This window comes from Variovorax sp. dw_954, assembly GCF_018449755.1.
Lineage (GTDB): Bacteria > Pseudomonadota > Gammaproteobacteria > Burkholderiales > Burkholderiaceae_C > Variovorax.
Window position 1 is genome coordinate 153,051 of the sequence record NZ_JAAVVD010000011.1, and the last position, 20,191, is coordinate 173,241.

7 protein-coding genes are annotated in these 20,191 nt (G+C 67.0%); 6 read left to right on the forward strand and 1 reads right to left on the reverse strand.

Going from position 1 to position 20,191, the window contains the following annotated elements; translation table 11 throughout:
* The first annotated feature begins 6 nt into the window (after positions 1-6).
* Positions 7-1,800, forward strand: coding sequence for a transglycosylase SLT domain-containing protein (locus HB681_RS18635; protein ID WP_213956355.1), 1,794 nt, complete (start codon positions 7-9; stop codon positions 1,798-1,800).
* Positions 1,801-1,826: 26 nt separating this feature from the next.
* A complete protein-coding gene (locus HB681_RS18640) occupies positions 1,827-16,940 on the forward strand; it encodes a PLxRFG domain-containing protein (RefSeq protein WP_213956356.1) in 15,114 nt (5,037 codons plus the stop codon).
* 104 nt (positions 16,941-17,044) lie between these two features.
* On the opposite strand, the gene HB681_RS18645 is transcribed toward HB681_RS18640, so the two are convergent.
* Positions 17,045-17,593 (reverse strand): DUF2726 domain-containing protein, encoded by a 549-nt coding sequence (locus tag HB681_RS18645; RefSeq protein ID WP_213956357.1) that lies wholly within the window; start codon positions 17,591-17,593, stop codon positions 17,045-17,047.
* 239 nt (positions 17,594-17,832) lie between these two features.
* On the opposite strand from HB681_RS18645, the gene HB681_RS18650 reads away from it, so the two are divergent.
* The 4 genes from HB681_RS18650 (at position 17,833) to HB681_RS18665 (ending at position 19,886) form a co-directional block, all read left to right on the forward strand.
* Positions 17,833-18,105, forward strand: coding sequence for a holin (locus HB681_RS18650; protein WP_213956358.1), 273 nt, complete (start codon positions 17,833-17,835; stop codon positions 18,103-18,105).
* Entirely contained in the window at positions 18,102-18,620 is a 519-nt protein-coding gene (locus tag HB681_RS18655; protein WP_213956359.1) for a glycoside hydrolase family protein, read from the forward strand. Before HB681_RS18650 ends, HB681_RS18655 begins: the two co-directional genes overlap by 4 nt.
* Positions 18,620-19,273 carry an SGNH/GDSL hydrolase family protein gene (locus tag HB681_RS18660; protein ID WP_213956360.1) on the forward strand — a complete coding sequence of 218 codons (654 nt, stop codon included), beginning with the start codon at positions 18,620-18,622 and terminating at the stop codon, positions 19,271-19,273. Before HB681_RS18655 ends, HB681_RS18660 begins: the two co-directional genes overlap by 1 nt.
* 85 nt (positions 19,274-19,358) lie before the next feature.
* On the forward strand, positions 19,359-19,886 hold the full coding sequence (locus HB681_RS18665; protein WP_213956361.1) for a DUF2514 family protein: 528 nt from the start codon (positions 19,359-19,361) through the stop codon (positions 19,884-19,886).
* Positions 19,887-20,191 lie beyond the last annotated feature (305 nt).

The window sequence follows — 20,191 nt, forward strand, 5'->3', positions numbered from 1 at the left end:
GGCTGGATGAAGGGCACGAACTACGTGCGCGACACCAACGAGGCCGACGAAGACCGCGAATGGAAGAAGGAACAGCGCGCCCGCCAGCGCAAGAAGGACGCCGAAGACGACGCCCTGCAAGCTGACCTCAAGACCGCCGCGCGGCCGATCGCCGCCGAGCAGGGCGCGAATGGCTACGTCAAGCCGCCCGAAATGGACAACCGCGACGTGGGCCTCGAGGAAAACGCCGCACTGCCGAACGCTGGCCTGCAACAGGGCGGCTATTCGGTTGCCGGCAAGGCATACGCCGACCAGGCTGCCGCGGATGCGGCTGTCGCCACGGCCAACGCCCCCGAGGCCGTGAGCGCGCGCCTGGCCAACACCTACCGCGCGCACGGCAACGTCGAGAAGGCCATGGCCGTCGAAAGCGCCGACCGCCAAGCTGAAACGCAGAAGCTCCAGCTGGCCGACATGCGCTGGAAGCGCGACCTCGGCGCGGCGATGCGCGGCGGGCACGAAGGGCTCGCGAAGCTGGCCACCAGTTCCGACGCCGGCCCGATGAAGGGCATGAACGTGCAGGCGATCGTCAGCCCCGACGGCAAGACCGTGCAGTACGCAACCGTCGACAAGGATGGCAACGTGGCGCCGATCCCCGGCCTGCAACCGTTCACCAACGACCAGGACGGGATGGTCAAAGCCGCGTGGATGCTCGACAAGACCATCGACCCGGCAGCGCGCATGGCGCACCTTGACCAGCAGAACGAGCGCGACCGCCAGCAGAAGAACACCGACCGCCTGTTCGACCAGAGCGAAAGCCACTTCTCGCAGAACATGGCCCTGCAAAAGGGCGCGGCCGATCGCCAGAACGGCCTTGCCGACTCGCAGATTGCTACGTCGGAGTTCGCGCTACAGGAAGCCCAGCGCGCGGCCAAGATCCCGCCCGGCGTGAAGATGGCCGTGGAATCGCTGCGCGACGAGTCGAAGACCATCAATGCCGCCATCGTGAAGGCGCAGGCTGACGGCACGTGGGACGCGAACAGCCCGAACGCGAAGGCGCTGCTGCAACGCCAGGCCATCGTCAATGCGAAGGTCGGCCAGCACCTGGCCCCGTACCTCAAGGACGAAACCACGGCCGACCCCGCGGGCCTGCGCAAGCAGAAGGGCGAGGGCGGCGGCGCCGGCCGCGGCACCACCCCGAACAGCTACAAGGATCCGGTGTGGGAGGGCGCTGAGCAGGAGGCATCGCGCAAGACTGGCGTGCCCACCGAGGTCATGCGGATCATTCGCACGATCGGCGAGCGCAGCAACGGCGATCAGGTGTCCCCCGCGGGTGCCAAGGGCGTCTACCAGTTCACCGACGCATCGCGCAACCTGTTCCTCAAGAAGTACGGCGTCGATGCGTACAGCAAAGACCCGAACGAGCAGGCGCTGGCCATGGCCTACCACCTGAAAGAGTCCTTCGAGCGCACCGGCTCATGGGACAAGGCGATGGCTGGCTACAACGGCGGGCCGTCGGCCGAGAAGGGCACCAACAAGACCGCCGAGAACAAAGCCTATGCCGAGCGCACTTCGGCCGCGCTGGCTGCCGCCGACCCAATGGAATCGCTCTACCGGAAGCAGGTCGCCGAAATGAATCGCGGCACTCGCTTGGATCTGAGCGCCGACGTGCGCGAGTGGAAGGGCCGGACCGACACGGCCAAGGCCAAGACCGAAGAGCAGCGCTTCAACGCCGCGCAAGCCGCATTCCTCCAGAGCGAAAAGCTCCGCGAGCAGCGCAAGTCCAAAGAGCTCGCCGCCGCATCCGGCGCGCGCGCGTCCTGACCGATCAACCCCCAGCACCTTCGCACATGAACATCAAAGAACTCCGCGCGCAGAACCCCGAATGGGAAACCCTCGACGACGACCAGGTGGTCAACGTCCTGCACGAGGTCTACTACAAGGACATGACGCCGGAGGCCATCGCGAAGGCCATCGGCGCGCAGAAGGTGGCGCCCCCAGCTGAGCCGCGCACCCTCCTGCGCACCGCGGGCGACGTGGGCATCAGCGCGTTGAAGGGCGCCATCAGCGTGCCCGAGGCTGCCGTCGGCCTGGCTGACCTCGCCACGGGCGGCTACGCCGGCAAGGCTGCCGAGGCCGTGGGCTTCCGTCCGAAGGAAGCGAAGGCGATGTTGGACGATATGTATTCGGACCAGCAGAAGCAGGCTTTCAAGAACGTTAATGACGCGCAAGGCTTCGGCGGCAAGTTCGTCGCCGCATTGCAGAACCCGTCCGTCATCGCGCACAGCGTTGTCGAGTCGCTGCCGAGCATGGCTGCCGGTGGCGTGGTTGGTCGTGGCGTCATGGCCGTGGCCCCGAAGGTCGGCGGCGCGCTGGCGGCGGGCATCGGCGAGGGCGTGGTGGGCGGCGGCAGTGCGGCCGAGCAGATCCGCCAAGAGACTGCCGACGGCACGCTGAGCGCTGGCCAGGTCGGCGCGGCACTGACCACGGGTGTCGCGACCACCGCTTTCGGCGCGCTGGGCAACAAGGTCGCGAAGGCGCTGGGCATCCACGACGTGGACAACATGCTGGTCGGCGCGGTGCAGAACCCGGCCGCGGCCAAAGGCATCGTGCGCCGCGTGCTCGAGGGCGCCGCCTCCGAAGGCATCCTCGAGGAACTGCCGCAGTCCATCAGCGAGCAGGTTCTACAGAACATGGCGCTCGGCAAGCCGCTCGACGAAGGAGTCGACCAGGCTGCGGTGCTGGGCCTGCTGAGCGGTGCGGCCATGGGCGGCGGCGCCAACGTGCTCGGCGGTGGCCACAAGCCCGTCAAGCAGGCGGCGAACGACCCCAGCGATACGGCAGTGCCCCCGGCCAATGGCCCGACGTTTGCACTGCCGGCGCCAACCATCACCGTCGGTCCCGACGGCACCGCGCAGACCGCGGACGACCGCCAAGGCGATCGTGATGCGCTGGCTGCCCGCCAAGGCCAGATCGCAGAGCGCGGCCCGCTGTCGCGTGCGGCGAATGTCGCGCTGGCTGCCGGCCAAGTCACCGACGTGGAACCCAAGCCGACCAGCGCGCTCGAGCGCGCGGCGCAATCTGTCAACCCAACCGGAGCAATCAATGAAGGTGCGAGCGATCAAGCGGCGAGTGATGAAGTCGGCCAGCCAGTGGCCGGTGCGAGTGGAGCGGAGCTACAAGGCGCTGCTGCCCCAGCTGCGGAACCCGGAATGGCTGGCGGCATGGCGCCGGGCGTGCTGGGACAAGGGCCGGCCGTCGGCGCTGACGAAGCTGGTCAACCTGGCCAAGGCAATGTAGGCGCCCCGCATCCCACCTACGAAGCGGCCGACGAGTACCGCAAGCAGCAGAAGGTCAACGGCGCGAACGTCACCGGCCTGCCGGTACCGACGGAGGGCGGCTTCCGCTTGGCCACCAAGGACGACCCGGAATACCCGGCTGCCGAGAAGCTGCGCGACGAGCGCAAGCTGGCCAAGGCCCGCGCCGACGCCGGAATCATCGACGGCGACCTGACCAACGCGAAGGGCCTGCCGTTCACGATCCAGCTGCCGGCGAAGAACGCAGCGAAGAAGGCCGGCCCCGGCTACGAAGTGGTGCCCGTCAAGGGCGGTTTCGTCGCGCGCAAGGCTGCCGCAGCTGCACCAGCTGCACCACCTGCGGCCATACCCGGCGCGGATCTGCCGAACGGCTACCGCGCGGGCGGCGATGAGGGCCGGCGCTACCGCGTGGGCGAGTCCAGCGCAGCCGGTGGCGCGCTCACGCTCGAAACGCGCGTTGGGGACGGCGACCCGCTGACCTTCTACGTCGGCGCCGATGGCGGGTTGGTCAACGCCGGCACCGTGCGTTTCAACGACTCGGAATCGAAGGCGAGGCTGTGGAGCCCGTCGAGCGCAGAGCACGCGAGCCAGGCGAAGGAAATCCTCGACGAAATGGGGCGCCTGCCGACCGCGGACCCCAAGCGCAAGGAGTTGCGCGAGCGCCTGAAGGCGCTTGTCGCCGGCGCAACCACCACCCAAGGAGCCACCAGTGAGCAAGCCCCCCAGCCAGCACAAGCCCCGAACCCTGCGCCTGCCTCGCAAGCTGGCGCAGCAACTGAGGGAGCAGGCCGCGGCGAAGCAGCATCTGGACGAAGTGATGACGCGGCTGCCGCCGAAGCACCGGCCGAACTGACCGACGAACGGAGCGCCTACGATGAAATGTCGGCGTGGGGCGGGCCCGACGACGGCGGCGACACCGGCTACGACGCCGACAACAACCCCGAGGACGACGAGCAGCCCAGCAGCGGCGCGGGCAACCCGTTCGGCCGTCCGAGCGCAGCGCCGGCCCCGGCACCCGCGCCCGCCGCCGAGCTCGATGCGCAGGCGCACGAGGCCGCGACCAGCCCGCAGAACGACCTGCCCGAGCCCACGCAGGCGCAGAAAGAGGCCGGCAACTACAAGAAGGGCCACGTCGAGTACCAGGGCCTACCCATCACGATCGAGAACCCGCGCGGATCGACCCGCAGCGGCAAGAGCGAGAGCGGTACCGAGTGGTCGCACGCGATGAGCGATCACTACGGCTACGTGAAGCGCACCGAGGGCGCCGACGGCGATCACGTCGACGTGTACGTGGGCAAGAAGCTCGACGCCACGCACGCCTACATCGTCGACCAGATCGACCAGCGCACCGGCGACTTCGACGAACACAAGGTCATGCTGGGCTTCGCGGACGAGTCGGGCGCCGTGCGCGCCTACAAGAAGAACTTCGACAAGGGCTGGAAGGTCGGCAAGGTCACGGCCATGCCCATGGACCAGTTCAAGGACTGGCTCAAGAACGGCGACACCAAGGCGCCCGCGGCCGAGCCCGCGAAGCCAGCCTCCACCAGCACCGCGCCCGAGCACGCGCACGTCGGTGTCGACGACCGCGAACTGGCGCAGATCGCGAACGAGTTCAACGAAGCGCAGGAGGCGATGCAGGGCGACGAGCAGATTCAACACCTGTTCGACGCGCCGGCAAAGAACGAAATCGTGCGCCTGGCTGACAAGGCCAAGGTCTACCACAAGGACCACGGCTGGATGACGCTGGCCGAGGCCAAGGCCAAGATCGAAGAGTGGAAGGCCCACGCGGCGGCGCAGGGCCAGACCCGCGCTAACGCCGACAAGATCGTGCTGTCCCTGTTCGACCTGACCGGCAAGTGGTCGCAGCCGTGGGAAGAGGCCGGCTACCAGGTGTTCCGCTTCGACATTCAGGACGACCCCGAAGTGGGCGACGTTCACAACTTCTCCACCGGGTTCTTCGGCGACTGGTTCGGCGACTTCGAGGGCCAGGACATCTACGCCATCCTGGGCGCATGCCCCTGCACCGACTTCGCATCGTCGGGCGCGCGGCACTTCGCCGCCAAGGACGCCGACGGCCGCACGGTCGCATCGGTCAAGCTGGTGCACCAGACCCTCGCCACCATCGAGCACTTCAAGCCGTCGGTGTGGGCGATCGAAAACCCGGTGGGCCGCATTGAAAAGCTCGGCGGGCTGCCCCCGTGGCGCCTGTCGTTCGACCCGAACCACATCGGCGACCCGTACACGAAGAAGACCCTGCTGTGGGGCCGCTTCAATGCCGACCTGCCGGTGGCGCCGGTGGAGCCCACCGAGGGCTCGAAGATGCACAGCCAGTACGGCGGCAAGAGCCAGGCCACGAAGAACGCGCGCAGCGTGACGCCCGAGGGCTTCGCCTACGGCTTCTTCATGGCCAACAACGCCATCGACCACCCCGCGATGGCGCTGGCCAACAAGTACGACCGCCTCGACCCGTCGGTGTTCGACAAGGCGGCGGCTGCCGGCCTGACCTCGCAGGAAGTCAGCCACGTGGTCGACGACCCGTACTACATGGATCTGGACGACCAGGCTGCCGAGCAGGCCGTGCTCGACCTGATCGCATCGAAGACCCCGCCCACGGACCCGGCCCCGAAGGGCACCGATGCGCCGGCCGAGCCCCCGAAGGGCTGGCGCCAGTGGTGGGACAAGGAATTGACCGGCGCCGGCCGCACGAAGGCATTCGAGGCAGCCGGCTTCGATCGCGTTCCGGGCGCCATCACCCCGAACCGCATCCTGTGGAATCACATGAAGCCCGAGCGCCAAGCCGCCATTCAGGCGCTCTACCGCGCCGGCTGGACTGGCGAGGAAGCACCAGCAGCAGCGCCGGCCGCAGCGCCCGCGCCGGCTCCGAAGGTCAAGAAGGAATCGAAGGCTGCCCGTGAGGTCCGCGAAGCCGAAGAGGCCCGCGCCGCCTACTACCAGCCCGGCGCCATCGTGAAGAGCTACAGCGGCCACGATCGCGTCATCAGCTACACGCCGGCCGGCAACGAATCGCGCTGGTCGGTCGAAGTGCAGGCTGTCGTGAAGAAGGATGGCCAGTGGATCGACGATCCGCAGGACAACCGCATCCGCACGCACAGCACGCAGCCGTCGGCGCGCGAGCTCGCCGCGGGCCCTGTGCAGCTGGCGCCCGCCGCCGCCGCCCCCGCCGCCGCGCCGAAGGCCGACTTCGATCAGGACTACAAGCCCGAGGGCGAGGCCGAAATCAACGCGGAGCTCGACCGCCTGAGCGACCTGCACCGCGACCTGCACGCGCAGCAGCTGGTCGTGCCAGGCTACGACAGCCCCGAGCGCGCCGCCTTGCTTTCCCGCATGGACAGCATCGACCGTCGCCGGGACGAACTGCGCAAGCTCCTGCCCGAAGAGGAAGCGGTCGACACCGCCGACGAGCAGGACGACGAGCCCTACAGCCCGCCCGACAACTGGTACGACAGCATGCTCCATGCGCGCACCTACGCCCGCGAGCTCGGCATCCCCATGGATGACATCTACGGTAAATCGCTGGAGCAGGTCGTCAAGATGGTGGACGCCAAGCGCGGCGTGAAGACCAAGAAGGCCAAGGCAGCCGCCCCGGCGCCAGCTGCTGCGCCGAACCCTGCGGACCTGCCGAACGGCAAGGTGGTCGGCCGGCGTGCTGACGGCCAGATGATCCGCGAGGACAGCCGCGGCGTGCGCTTCTACACGAAGGACGGCGTGCGCATCAGCGAGACGGTGAACATGGTCCCCACGCGCGAGGGCATGACGATCGCCAAGGGCGAGCTCAAGCCCGAGTTCATGACCGCGGAAGAGTTGGCCGCAGCTGCGCCGGCGCAGACCCCATGGGAGGAATCTCGAGACGCCTACAACGCGGCCGTGCGCGAGCGCCGGGCAGCCATGGACCGCCAGGCGCCGCAACCCGTCATCGACGCGCTGACGAAGAAGCTGGTGGAGGCCCAAGCCAAGATGAAGGGCATCGAGGGCGCCGCTACGAACAAGGCCATGCAGGCGATGAGCGACCGCATGGCGAAGGAGGGCACCGCGCAGATGGCAGCCCTGCCGGTGGGCACCCGCATGCGCCCCAGCGAGTTCCCCGAGTCGAGTGGCCTGTACTGGCAGAAGACCGCGCCTGACACGTGGAAGAAGGTTGGCAGCTTCGGCAACAGCAGCATCCAGACCCGCACCGACGCCGACATGGGCGACGTGGGCGGCATGGTCGCGATGCAGGCCGAGGCCATTGATCCCCCGGCGCAAGCCGACCATACTGGAGCACCGAAAGATGGAAATGCAACACGCGAACTGGATAGCTCAGGCCCGCGAGCACTGGAAGGAGCACCTTCCGAAGATGTACGCGCGCCTGCTGAAAGCGGGGACGCTGGACAAGGCGCTGACGGAAGCGGCCGACGCGACGGCGGCAGCGATTCGCGTCCTGACGACGCAGGGAGCGACCTGGCAGGAGGCATGGGAGCAGGTCCGCGAGACGTACCTGTTTCCACCGGAGGAACCCGCGCCACCCGCAAGAAAGCGCCCAAGCCAGGGGTATCTGGCGCACAAGGAACTGATGCAGGGGCTGTCGACGCTGGGAATGCCACCGGAGGACTGAACCCCGAAGGCGGGCCCAACGAGGCCCCGAACGCGCCCCCGATCGCGGCGCCGCAGATCAAGGCCCCCGACTTCACCATCGAAGACGACCTCGGCCTGGGCGAGGGTGGCCAGAAGACCAAGTTCAAGAACAACGTCGCCGCCATCCGCCTGCTGGCCAAGCTCGAGGCATCCGGGCGCCTGGCCACTCCCGAAGAGCAGCGCGTACTCGCGCAGTACGTCGGCTGGGGCGGCTTGCCGCAGGCATTCGACGCGAACAATGCCGATTGGCAGAAGGAGCACCGCGAGCTCGTGAGCCTGCTGTCCGAGCAGGATCTGGAAGACGCGCGCCGTTCGACCCGCTACGCGCACTACACCAGCCGCCCCATCATCGTGGACGGGATCTATGCCGCGCTGCGCCGCTTCGGCTTCACGGGCGGAAAGACGCTCGAGGCCGGCGCCGGTGTCGGCAACTTCCTCGGCCTGATGCCTGCCGACATGCGCAGCGCCGGTCGCTTCACCGCGATCGAGCGCGAGCCGTTCTCGGCAGCCATCGCCAAGCACTTGTACCCGCAGCAGATCGTGGTGCGCGAGGACTTCACGCAGTTCAAGGGCAACGACGCCTACTTCGACGCGGCCGTGGGCAACCCGCCATTCGCCAGCGACACGCAGACCGACCAGAGCGGGCGCAAGCACCTGTCTGGCCTGAGCCTGCACAACTACTTCTTCGCCAAGGCCGTCGACATGCTGCGCGAGGGTGGCGTGCTAGCGCAGGTCGTCACCAACTCCTTCCTCGACGCCAAGACCGACTCGGCGCGCAAGTACATCAGCGACCGCACGGTGTTCCTGGGCGCGATCCGCCTGCCCAACAGCGCCTTCGCCAAGAACGCGAACACCGAGGTCACGACCGACATCATCTTCTTGCAGAAGCGCCCCGACGCCGAGTTCGGCGGCAAGGCAGCCAAGGCCGACGCGAAGCGCTGGCTCGACATCGGCCGCTACACCGACAAGAACGGGAAGGTCGTCGCGCTCAACCAGTATTTCATCGACAACCCCGACATGATGCTGGGCGACTTCGGTGGCTTCGGCACGATGTACGGGCCCGACCAGCCCGCACTCGTGGCGCGCGACGGCCAGGACACGCTCGCCATCCTCAAGGAGGCGGTGGCCAAGCTGCCGGAGGGCGTCTACCAGTCCATCGCCGACACCGGCACGGCCAACCAGACCAAGGCCGCAATCGTCGCGCTCAAGAACCCGACCGTGAGCGAAGGCGGCTACCTGATCGACGGCGACAAGCTGATGCAGCGCCTGCCCGACTTGGGCGGCGAAGCCCGCGCCACCGAAGTGACGCCGGAGACGCAGTGGACCGAGAAGACGAAGCTGGGCGAGTCCGGTTTCGCCCGCATCAAGGCGCTGGCCGGCATGCGCTCGACGCTGCGCGGCCTGATCGCGGCGGAAATGGCCGACGACGACAAGGGCATGGGCCAGCTGCGCGCCACCCTGAACCAGCAGTACGACGCCTACCGCAAGGAACACGGGCTCATCAACGACCCGAGCACGCTGCGCGTCTTCGAGGACGATCCCGACTTCCCGCTGCTCGCCTCGCTCGAGCACGGCTACGTGCCAGGCATTGGCCCGGCCGCGGCGAAGCGCCAGGGCATCAAGCCCACGAAGTCGACCGCGAAGAAGGCGCCGATTTTCGAGCGCCGCGTGGTGGCTGCCCGCACCGCGGTGCAGAAGGTGGAGACGCCGGCCGACGCGCTGGCCGTGTCGATGGCCGAACGCGGCAAGCTGGACGCGGCCTACATCGGCAAGCTGCTCGGCCGCGATGCCGACGAAGTGCTGCGCGAGCTCGCCAGCGGCGACAAGCCGGCACTGTTCCGCGACCCCGCCACCGACGAGTACGTGCTGCGCGATGCCTACCTGTCGGGCAACGTGCGCGCCAAGCTGGCGCAGGCCCGCGAGGCCGGCATGAGCGCCAACGCGCGCGCGCTCGAGGAAGTGCAGCCCGAGGACGTGGGCGCCAGCCAGATCACCGCGCGCATCGGCTCGCCGTGGGTACCCACCGAGGTCTATCGCGACTTCGCCATCCGCCTGTTCGGCGAGGGCACCAAGGCGCACGTGATGTATACGAAGCTCAACAGCAGCTTCCAAATCGCGATCAACCCCGGCAACAACGTCGCCTACAACGCCACCTGGGGCACGCCCGAAGTGGACGGCGGCTCGATGCTGACCGCGCTGCTCAACAACCGCGCCATCAAGGTCACGTACCGCGACCGCGACGGAAAGACCCACACCGACGTTGACGCGACCGAGCGCGCCAACCTCAAGGCATCGGAAATCAAGGAGGCTTTCAACGACTGGTTGTTCACCGACGGCGACCGCGCGGAGAAGCTGGTGCGCGCCTACAACGACACCAACAACAACTACGTCACCCGCCAGTACGACGGCTCCATGATGACCTTCCCCGGCAAGGTGCCGGATGACGTTATCAAGTTCCGCCGCCACCAGCGCAACGCCATCGCCCGCACGGTGCAGGACCGCACTGCGCTCTACGACCACGTGGTCGGCGCCGGCAAGACCTTCACCGTGGTGGCCAGCGCGATGGAGCTCAAGCGCACCGGCCTGGCCAGCAAGCCCATGGTCGCGGTGCCGAACCATCTGGTGAAGCAATGGGCCGCTGACTTCTACCGCCTGTACCCCGGCGCCAACATCCTGACGGCCACGAAGAAGGACTTCGAGCGGGCCAACCGCCGCAAGTTCTTGGCCAAGATCGCCACCGGCGATTGGGATGCCGTGGTCATCGCGCACTCGTCCTTCGGCTTCATCAAGCCGGCCCCGGAATTTGAGGCCGAGTTCAACAAGCGCGAAATCAAGAAGATCATGGCCACCATCAAACAGGTGGAGGCCGACGACGGCGACAAGCCGGCCAAAAAGCGCACGGTCAAGCAACTCGAGGCCATGAAGGAGCGGCTGGAGAACCGCATCAAGAGCCTGCGCGACAAGCCCATGGACGACCTGCTGGACTTCGAGCAGATCGGCGTCGACCAGTTGTTCGTCGACGAGTTCCATATGTTCAAGAACCTGATGTTCAGCACGAAGATGCAGAACGTGCAGGGCCTGGGCGACAGCGAGGGCAGCCAGCGCGCCTACGACATGCTGGTGAAGATCAACCAGATTTTCGCGAAGAACGGCCGCGGCCAGGGCGTGGTCGGGGCGACCGGCACGCCGGTGTCCAACTCGCTGGCCGAGATGTACCACATGATGCGGTACCTCATGCCGCAGCAGATGGAAGAGCTCGGCTTCGAGTCGTTCGATGCGTGGGCCAACACCTTCGCCAGCGTCGAGCAGGTCTGGATGCAGAAGCCCAGCGGCGACGGCTTCAAGGCCAGCAGCCGCATGTCGAACTTCGTCAACACCCCCGAACTGCTCAAGATGTTCGACCAAGTGTGCGACACGGTGACGATGGACGATATCAAGGCCGCGTACCGCGAAGAGAACGACGGCGCTGAGTTCCCCCTGCCGAAGCTCAAGGGCGACCGCCGCACGCCGGTCAGCCTCGACAAAACGCCGGCGCAAGAGGATTACATGACCGCGCTCGCCGCGCGCGCGCTGGCCGTCGAGCAGCGCAAGGGCCCGCCGAAGAAGGGCGAGGACAACGTGCTGGTCATCATGGGCGACGGCCGCAAGGCTGCCATGGACATCCGGCTGGTGGACCTCGACCGCACCGAGCGCGAGCCTGGCGGGCGCATCGACCGCGCAAGCGAGCAGATCCTGACGCGTTACAAGCAGTTCGCCAACGTCAAGGGCACCCAGCTGGTTTTCTCCGACCTCGGCACGCCGATCAAGCACGCCAAGGCCGAGCTCAAGGAGTACGCCGCCCTCAAGGAGCGCGTTGCCGCCGCGACCGAGGATGTGAACGCATCGGCCGCGCTGGGCAACGAGGCAGCCATGGCCATCCTCGAGGACGCCGCCGCGGCGCAGGAGGAAATCGACGCGAAGGGCCCTGACTGGTTCGACGCGGTGAAGGCCGCAGAGCGCGGGTTCAGCGTCTACGACGACCTGCGCCAGGCGCTGATCGAGAAGGGCATCCCGGAGCACGAGATCGCCTTCATCCACGACTACAACACCGACGACCAGAAGGCGGCGCTGTTCCGCAAGGTCAACGCGGGCGACATCCGGGTGGTGCTGGGCTCGACTGCCAAGATGGGCGCCGGTACCAACGTGCAGGAGCGCCTTGTCGCGCTGCACCACCTTGATGTGCCGTGGCGCCCGTCAGACGTGGAGCAGCGCGAGGGACGCATCATCCGCCAAGGCAACGTGCTGATGACGCAGATCCCCGGCTTCGAGGTTGAAATTCTGGCCTACGTGACCAAGGACACGCTGGACATGCGGATGTGGCAGGTCCAAGAGACGAAGCTGAAAATGATTAACCAGCTGCGCACCCGTCAGGTGGGCCGGGAAATCGACAACGCCTTCGAGGATCTGGAACTGTCGGCCGGCGAAATGCAGGCCGCGGCGACCGGCAACATCGACCTGCTGCACGAGATCCAGCTGCGCGCCGACGTGAAGAAGCTCGAGCAGCGCAAGCGCTCCTTCGACGCCAACCGCAATGAAATGGTCAACCGACGCCGCCGCAACGCGGAGACGCTGGAAGCCCTGCCGAAGCGCATCGCCGAGCGCGCGCCGCTGGCCGACCAGGCGGAAGCCTACGAACGCGAAGCCGCGGCACGTCTGGACGACTTCAAGGCGACCATCGACGGCAAGGAGTTCACCGACTGGCGCGAGCCGCAGGCGTACCTCCGCGAAGTGGATGAGCGCAAGGTGCCGACTGGCGAGAAGGACGACAAGGGCGAGCCGGTGATGCGCGCCGCGCCGATCAAGGTGGACATCAATGGCGAGACGTACACCGCCCGCGCCGCGATGGCCGAAGCGTTCAGCGACCTGCGGGGCGACACGGCGCCGATCCTGTGGGAGGTCAACGGCCAGGAATACCGCCGCCGCACGCGCCTCGCGAGCGCCATCCGCCAAGGGGTGGTCGACGCGCTGGCCGACGAGACGACGAAGCAGCTGGGCACCATCGGCGGCTTCGACGTGGCCGTGGAGGGTTCGCTGGACCGCGCTGGCGATCGGATGCTGGAAATCACGGTTTCCAAGGACGGCCAGGTGGTTGCCGACACGTCCCGCTATGTGAAGGAATCTCTCAAAGCCGCCGACTCGGTGATTGGGGCCGTCGAGAACCTGCTGGACAGCCTCACCAGCGACCAGAGCCACGACAAGCGCTACCTCGAGCGCGCGAAGAAGGAGAAGGCCGACCTCGACGCGACCGCCGAAACCGGCGAATGGCCGGATCAGGGCAAGCTCGACGCGGCCCGCGCGAAGCACAAGGCCGTGCTCGCGCGCCTGTCTGGCAAGGGCGACAAGAAGAGCGCCGCGGCTGCCGCCGATGCGGAGGCCGAGTTGAATCAGGCGCAGACCGGCAACCCGGTCGCGAACACCGCGGACGTGGTTTTCAGCCGCGCCGATGCTGCTGCTGGCGGCATGCCCATCGCGGACGTGAAGCGGGCGGTGGACGCCATCACGTCGAAGTGGGCCAATTCCCCGCCCGTGGTCGTGGTGTCGAGCCTGGCCGACCCGCAAGTGCCGGAAGCGGTGCGCGTGCACGATGCCGGCCAGAGCGCGCAGGGCGCCTCCGGCAACCCCGAGGGCTTCTACTACAAGGGCACGGTCTATATCCTGGCCGACGAAATGCGCTCCGACGAACACGTGGCGCGCGTGCTCTTCCATGAAGCACTCGGCCACTTCGGGCTGCGCGGCGTGTTCGGCGACAGCCTGGCGCCGATCCTCGACCAGCTGGCAGCCGTGCGCCAAGGCGACGTTGCAGCGAAGGCTCGTGAGTACGGGCTGGACATGACCAAGCCCGGCGAGCGCCGCGCGGCAGCCGAGGAAGTGCTGGCCGAAATGGCGCAGGCCCGCCCGGAGATTGGCTTCGTGCAACGCGCCATTGCCGCGGTGCGGACCTGGCTGCGCGAGAACGTCGCGGCCTTCAAGAACCTGTCGCTCTCGGATGCGGAAATCGTGCGCGACTTCCTGCTGCCGGCGCGCGGCTTCGTCGAGCGCGGCCGAGCCGCCAGCGTGAATGCAAGCGCCGATACGATGTTCAGTCGCAGCGCCACGGCGCAGGCCGTGAACGATCCCCGCCAGTTCCGCCAGAAGGCTCAGGACATGGTGGCGGACCTCTTCAACTCGCCTGGCGTGGTGTCGTGGTGGCACAAGACGGTCGGCACCATGCACGACCTCGCCCAGCGCTCGCCGCAGTTCAAGCGGGTCTATGACGCGGTGCAGACCTTCCTGCAAGACGTGAGCTACTACGCCAACGAAGCCGCAGACCTGGCGCCGCGGATCCTCCCGAAGCTCGACTCCCTGCGCGACTTGAAGAAGTCGGCACTGTCGGCAGAGGAAACCAAGGGCCTGAGCCGGCCGGTTTTCGAGGGCACGCTGATTTGGGGCCGCGACCAGGATGGCCGGCTCTTCAAGATGGCGGACCTCGAGGCGCGCTACGCCAAGCTGTCCACCGAAGAGAAGGCGTCGATGCTGCTGCGCAAGCGGCTGGTCACGCCCGAGCAGCTGCGCGCGTGGCAGGGCTCGAAGCTCGACGTGTACGAGGGCGCCGTGCGCAACCGCTTCGAGGAAGAGTTCTTGAAGCCGGGCGTGGTGTTCACCGACAAGGAATTGCGCGACACGTTCGGCTCGACGCCGACGCACATCGAGCTCTACCGCGAGTTCCGCGCGGCCACTGACAAGAGCCTGAACCGCCTCGGCATCAGCGAAATGCTGCGCTTCGGCGGCAAGGACACGGCCAACCTGCGCGACATGGTGATGGACGCCCCGACGGCATCGGACGCGGCAATCATCCTGCGCGATGCCCTGCTGGACCTGGCCGAGGACTTCCCCGACCGCCGCGACGTGCTGATCGACACCGCCAACAAGATGGTGGAGAAGGGCGACAAGATCCAGGGCCTGATCGACCGGGGCTATGCGCCGCTGTCGCGCTATGGCCAGTACACCCTCGACGTGGTAGACGCCGACGGCAATCGCGTGTTCTTCGGCATGTACGAAGGCCGGCTCGAGCGCGGCAAGTGGGCCCGGAAGATGATGGCCAACTACCCCGGCGCGACCATCACGCAGGGCACGAACAGCGAGCAGAGCTACAAGCTCTTCAACGGCATCACGCCCGAAACGCTCGAGCTCTTCGGCGAAATGGTGGGCCTCGAGGCCGACGGCGACGACATCCAGCACCAGATGTTCCAGCAGTACCTCAAGCTGGCCAAGTCGAACCGTTCGGCCATGAAGCGCCTGATTGAGCGCAAGGGCATCGACGGGTACAGCGAGGACGCTGGGCGCGTGCTGGCCGGGTTCGTATACAGCAACGGCCGAATGACCTCGCAGAACCTGCACCAGGGCGAAATCACGCAGGCCACCAACGACATCCCCAAGGACTCGGGCCAGCTGAAAGACATGGCCGTGAAGCTCGCCGACTACGTGCGCAACCCGCAGGAAGAGGCGCAGAAGATCCGCGGCATGCTGTTCACGCACTACCTGGGCGGCTCGCTGGCATCGGCGATGGTCAACATGACCCAGCCGTTCGCCGTGACGATGCCCTACCTGTCGCAGTACGGCGGCATCGCGAAGTCGGCCCAGCGCATGAAGGACGCCGTGCGCGACGTGCTCAAGCACTCCACCGGCGATGCGAAGCTGGACGCCGCGCTCAAGCACGCCGAGGCCGAGGGCATCGTGGCGCCGCAGGAAGTGCACCAGCTGATGGCGCAGGCCCGCGGGCAGGGCGCTCTCAAGGCGAGCGACGGCACGCGATTCGGCGACATCAAGACCGGCGTGCAGAACGCGGGCTCGAAGCTGGGCCTGCTGTGGGGCAAGCCCTTCGCGCTGGCCGAGCAGTTCAACCGGCGCGTGACGTTCATCGCCGCCTACCGCACGGCGGTGGAGCAGGGCATCGCCAACCCGGCGAAGTTCGCCGAGACGGCCATCGCTGACACGCAGTTCGTCTACAACAAGGGCAACAAACCGCAGTGGGCACGCGGCGCCGTCGGCGGCATCGTGTTCACCTTCAAGCAGTACAGCATCAGCTACCTCGAGCTCCTGCACCGCATGGCGACCCAAGGCGGGCCCGAGGGCAAGAAGGCCGCGCTCTTCGCACTGGCCATGCTCTTCCTGCTGGGTGGCGCCGGTGGCATCCCCTTCATGTCGGATGCCGAAGACCTGATCGACGGGATCATGCAGCGGCTGGGTTACAACTTCTCGACGAAGCAGGTTCGCCGCCAGTTCTTCATCGACACGCTTGGCGCCGGCGCGGGCGAGTTCATCGAGCGCGGCGTGTCGGGCATCCCCGGCATGCCGATCGACGTGGCCGGCCGCATGGGCATGGGCAACCTGCTCCCCGGTACCGGCCTGCTGGTGAAGAAGGAGGACCACTCGAAGGACGTGGCCGAGTTCGCCGGCCCGGCCGCGGATCTGGCGCAGCGCGTCTACCAGGGCGCCGGCCTCGCGGCCGAGGGCAAGGTGGTGCAGGGCGCGACCATGATGGCCCCCAAGGCTGCCGAGAACCTGCGCAAGGGTCTGGAAATGATGATCGACGGCCAGTACCGCGATGCCAAGGGGCGCAAGGTCATGGACACGTCGTTCTCCGACGGTCTGGTGAAGGCGATCGGGTTCCAGCCGGCCGACGTGGCGAAGGTCCAGGAGGCAACCTCGACGGCGCAGAACTATGTGGCGCAAAATCGCATGGCCAAGCAGGACTTCGCTGCGGACATGGCCCAAGCCGTGTACGACAAGGACTCACTGGCGCAGCAAGCGGTGCGCGAACAAGTGCGCGAGTGGAACCGCAAAAACCCCCACTCACCCATGACCATCGACATGGCAGCCGTGCGGCGCCGCGTGATGGCGATGCGCGCCGACAAGGCCACCCGCATCGCCAAGGCGGCACCGAAGGCCATCCGCGCCGAGGTCCGTTCGCAACTAACCGAAGGAGCTACGAATTGAGCACTGCAAGCATCCTGCTTGGCGTGGCGGTGGTGGCCACCGTGTCCCCCTGGGTCGCTGGAGCGATGGCCCTCGCATTCGGGGGCTATCTGATCTGGCAGAGGTCAGGCTAGTTCTGGAGCACTCTTCGCTGGTTCTTTGGCAGGCGGGCTCCACGTGGGTTCGACCCTAATCTGCCCCTCTTGCCTCGGGGTGGTGGGCGGCGGGGGCGGCGCAAAGTCCGCCTGCACTCGGTCAATGTTGGGGATGCCCCGATAGCGCAGCACGCGATACCCGGCAGTCGTGAGCAGCGCATCGCGCTTCTCATCGCGGGCCTTTTTGCCGTCGTGGCTGCTGTCGTCCAGTTCGACGATCGCGACGACCTTGAACGACTTCTCGCAGATCACGAAGTCTGCTCGTTTCCTGTCGAACGTATTGCGCACTGGCATTGACTTGGCAGTAAGCAAGGCACCAAAGGAAACCTGAGAAAGCACGATGAGATCCGGCAACGCGCCTTGCAGCCGGAAGAACATTGCCTGTTCGTTTCGCGTGAGTGGCCACGTAGCGCGCGGAACCTCCTTGGAACCTCCGCCACGTGGTAAGAGCCTGGCGATGACCACCAGGACCACGAAGCCAAACGCCATCGCGATCAACAAAGACCCGTATCCCTTCATCCCCGCTCCATTCGTCCGTTGTGCTGTTCTGAGACACCCGCGTCTTGGACGCCGCCTCAATCTGACTCTACCTGATCGGTGATCGACCCCCCTTGAGTCCGAGGTAGGTCGAACCCTATAAACGCAGGGCACACACCGGGGCTCGCGGTCCACACAAGGACTACGATGCCCACCCAAACCACGGCGCCGGCCGCAACCGGCAACCTCCACACCCGCCACCGAAGCCGCGGGGTTTTCGCATGACGCGAGAAACCCTCGAGGCAGCCGCTGCCGCAGCTGGCAGCAAGGTCACGTACACCGGCGCGGGCGCTTCCGTCGTCAGCTGGATCTTCTCGTCGGAGTTCGGCGTGATCTTCGGCATCCTGCTCGGCTTGGCCGGCTTGCTGGTGAACTGGTACTTCAAGCGCCGCACCGACCAACGTGAGCACGCCGAGCACCTGGCGCGCATGCGCAAGCTGGCCGTCGAGTCGGCGCCTGTCGGCCTCCACAAGTACCAGGAGACCGACGAATGAGCAAGGCACGCATCGCCGTTGCCATCCTGTCGCTGAGCGCGGCGGGCTTCATTGGCATCGTCAGCCACGAGAACTTCACCAGCACTGCGGTCATCCCCACGAAGGGCGACCGGCCCACCGTGGGCTTCGGCAGCACGTTCCACGAGAACGGGGCGCCCGTGAAGATGGGCGACACCACCACGCCGGCCCGCGCGCTGGTGAAGGCGCAGGCGCACGTCAGCAAGGAAGAGGCGATCTTCCGCAAGTCGCTCGAGGGCGCGAGCCTCCATCAGGAGGAATTCGACCTCTACATGGATTGGGTCTACCAGTACGGCACGACCAACTGGCTGGGCTCGAGCATGCGCAAGGACATCCTTGCCGGCAACCACGCGAGGGCCTGCGACGACCTCTTGGCCTGGCGCAAGGCCGCTGGCTACGACTGCTCCACGCTGGTCAACGGCAAGCCAAACCAACGGTGCTGGGGCGTCTGGACGCGTCAGCTGGAGCGCAACGCGGCGTGCAAGGCGGTGCAGTGATGAAAGCACTCATCCTTGGCCTGGCCATCCTGCTCGTTGGCTGCGGCGGCGGCGACTCAATCGCGTTCATCCCCACGGTGCCAGCGCAGCCCGCGCCCGCGGCCTCCGTTGAAGCGTGCACGGTCGACCTGTACGGCGACTCCATCATGGCCGGCAATGGCACGCCGGAGACACCCGCCGTGGTGCTTCACGCTCTGCGGCCGGGCTTGAAGGTCGTCGACCACGCGGTAGCGGGCACGTCGCTGGCGATGCTGGCCAACACCTTCGCCACCAGCCCGCGCACGGGGCGCTTCGTCGTTATCGAGAACGGCGTGATTGACTCGTGGACCAGCACGCCGCCCGAGGACTTCCGCGATGCGCTGCGGGGCATGCTGCTGCACGTGCGGGCCGAGGGGCGCGTGCCGGTGCTCACCGGCTACTCGTTCCAGGTGCCCGGCACCCTCACGCCCATGTCGGTGCTGCGGCGTGACCAGTTCAACGCGGTCGCGAAGGCGCTGGCCGGCGAGCTCGGCGTGCCCTTCGCGGATTGGGGCGCTGCGCGCTTCGACGGCGCCGACGACCTCATGGACACCGTGCACCCAGCGCGCGCCTACAGCGATCGACTCGTGGAGCGCCTGGCGCTGGCCCTCGACACCGTGATGGAGTGCAAGTGATGCTGCTGATCTTCTGGCCCCTGATGTTCAGCTGCTGGCTGGATCCGTTCGCCTTGCCCGAGGCGCGCAAGCCCAAGGCCGACGAATGAAAGCCGTCGCTGCCGCGCTCGACCTTCTGCCGGGCTGGATGTGGGCGCTGGTGCTGGCCGGCTTCGTCGCGCTGGCCGGCGCCCGTGAACTGCAGATCCACAGCGCGCGCCAAGCCGTCGCCGAGGCGCGCGCCGACCTCGCGGACTACAAGGCGACGGCCGCCGAGGCAGCCAGGCTGGCCGAGCGCTCGCGCCGCGAAACAGAACAACGCTGGGCCGCTGCGGTCCAAGGAGTCTCGAATGCAGGTCAGCAAAAGATCGACGTGGCGCGCGCTGACGCTGAGCGCGCTGGTGCTGCTGAGCGCCGGTTGCAGCAGCGTGTTTCCGCCTTCCTCGCCGCCATCCGTGGAGCCGCCGCACATTCCGGTATTGCCCCCGCAGGCACGGCAACCCGAGACCCCACCTTATTGCTTGCCGACCTGTTCGGCCGCGCTCGAGACAGAGCTCGACTCCTGGGGCAATTCGCTGACGACGCGCACGCCCGCGGGCAAACCTGCGAAGCCTACGCGGACGCCATTAAGTGAGCGCGGCGGCAATTGAAGCGATGAAGGCGTACCGCGCCCGACTGGTCGCCTCGGGGCGTATGCTCGAGGCCAAAGCCGTCGATCGGTGCATTGCCATCGTAAAGAAGGGGCAATAGAGTGGTCGTCGGGGCGCCGATCGTGTGGGAACCACACGGCGGCAACCCGCATGGATGCTGTGCCACTCCACCCTCGAAAATTCCCACGAACCCGCTGGAACCCGCATGGATGCTCGCTCCGCTGCTCAGATTGTGATTCTGGTCGTCGTGGGTTCGAGTCCCATCAGCCACCCCAAAACATCCTGAAAC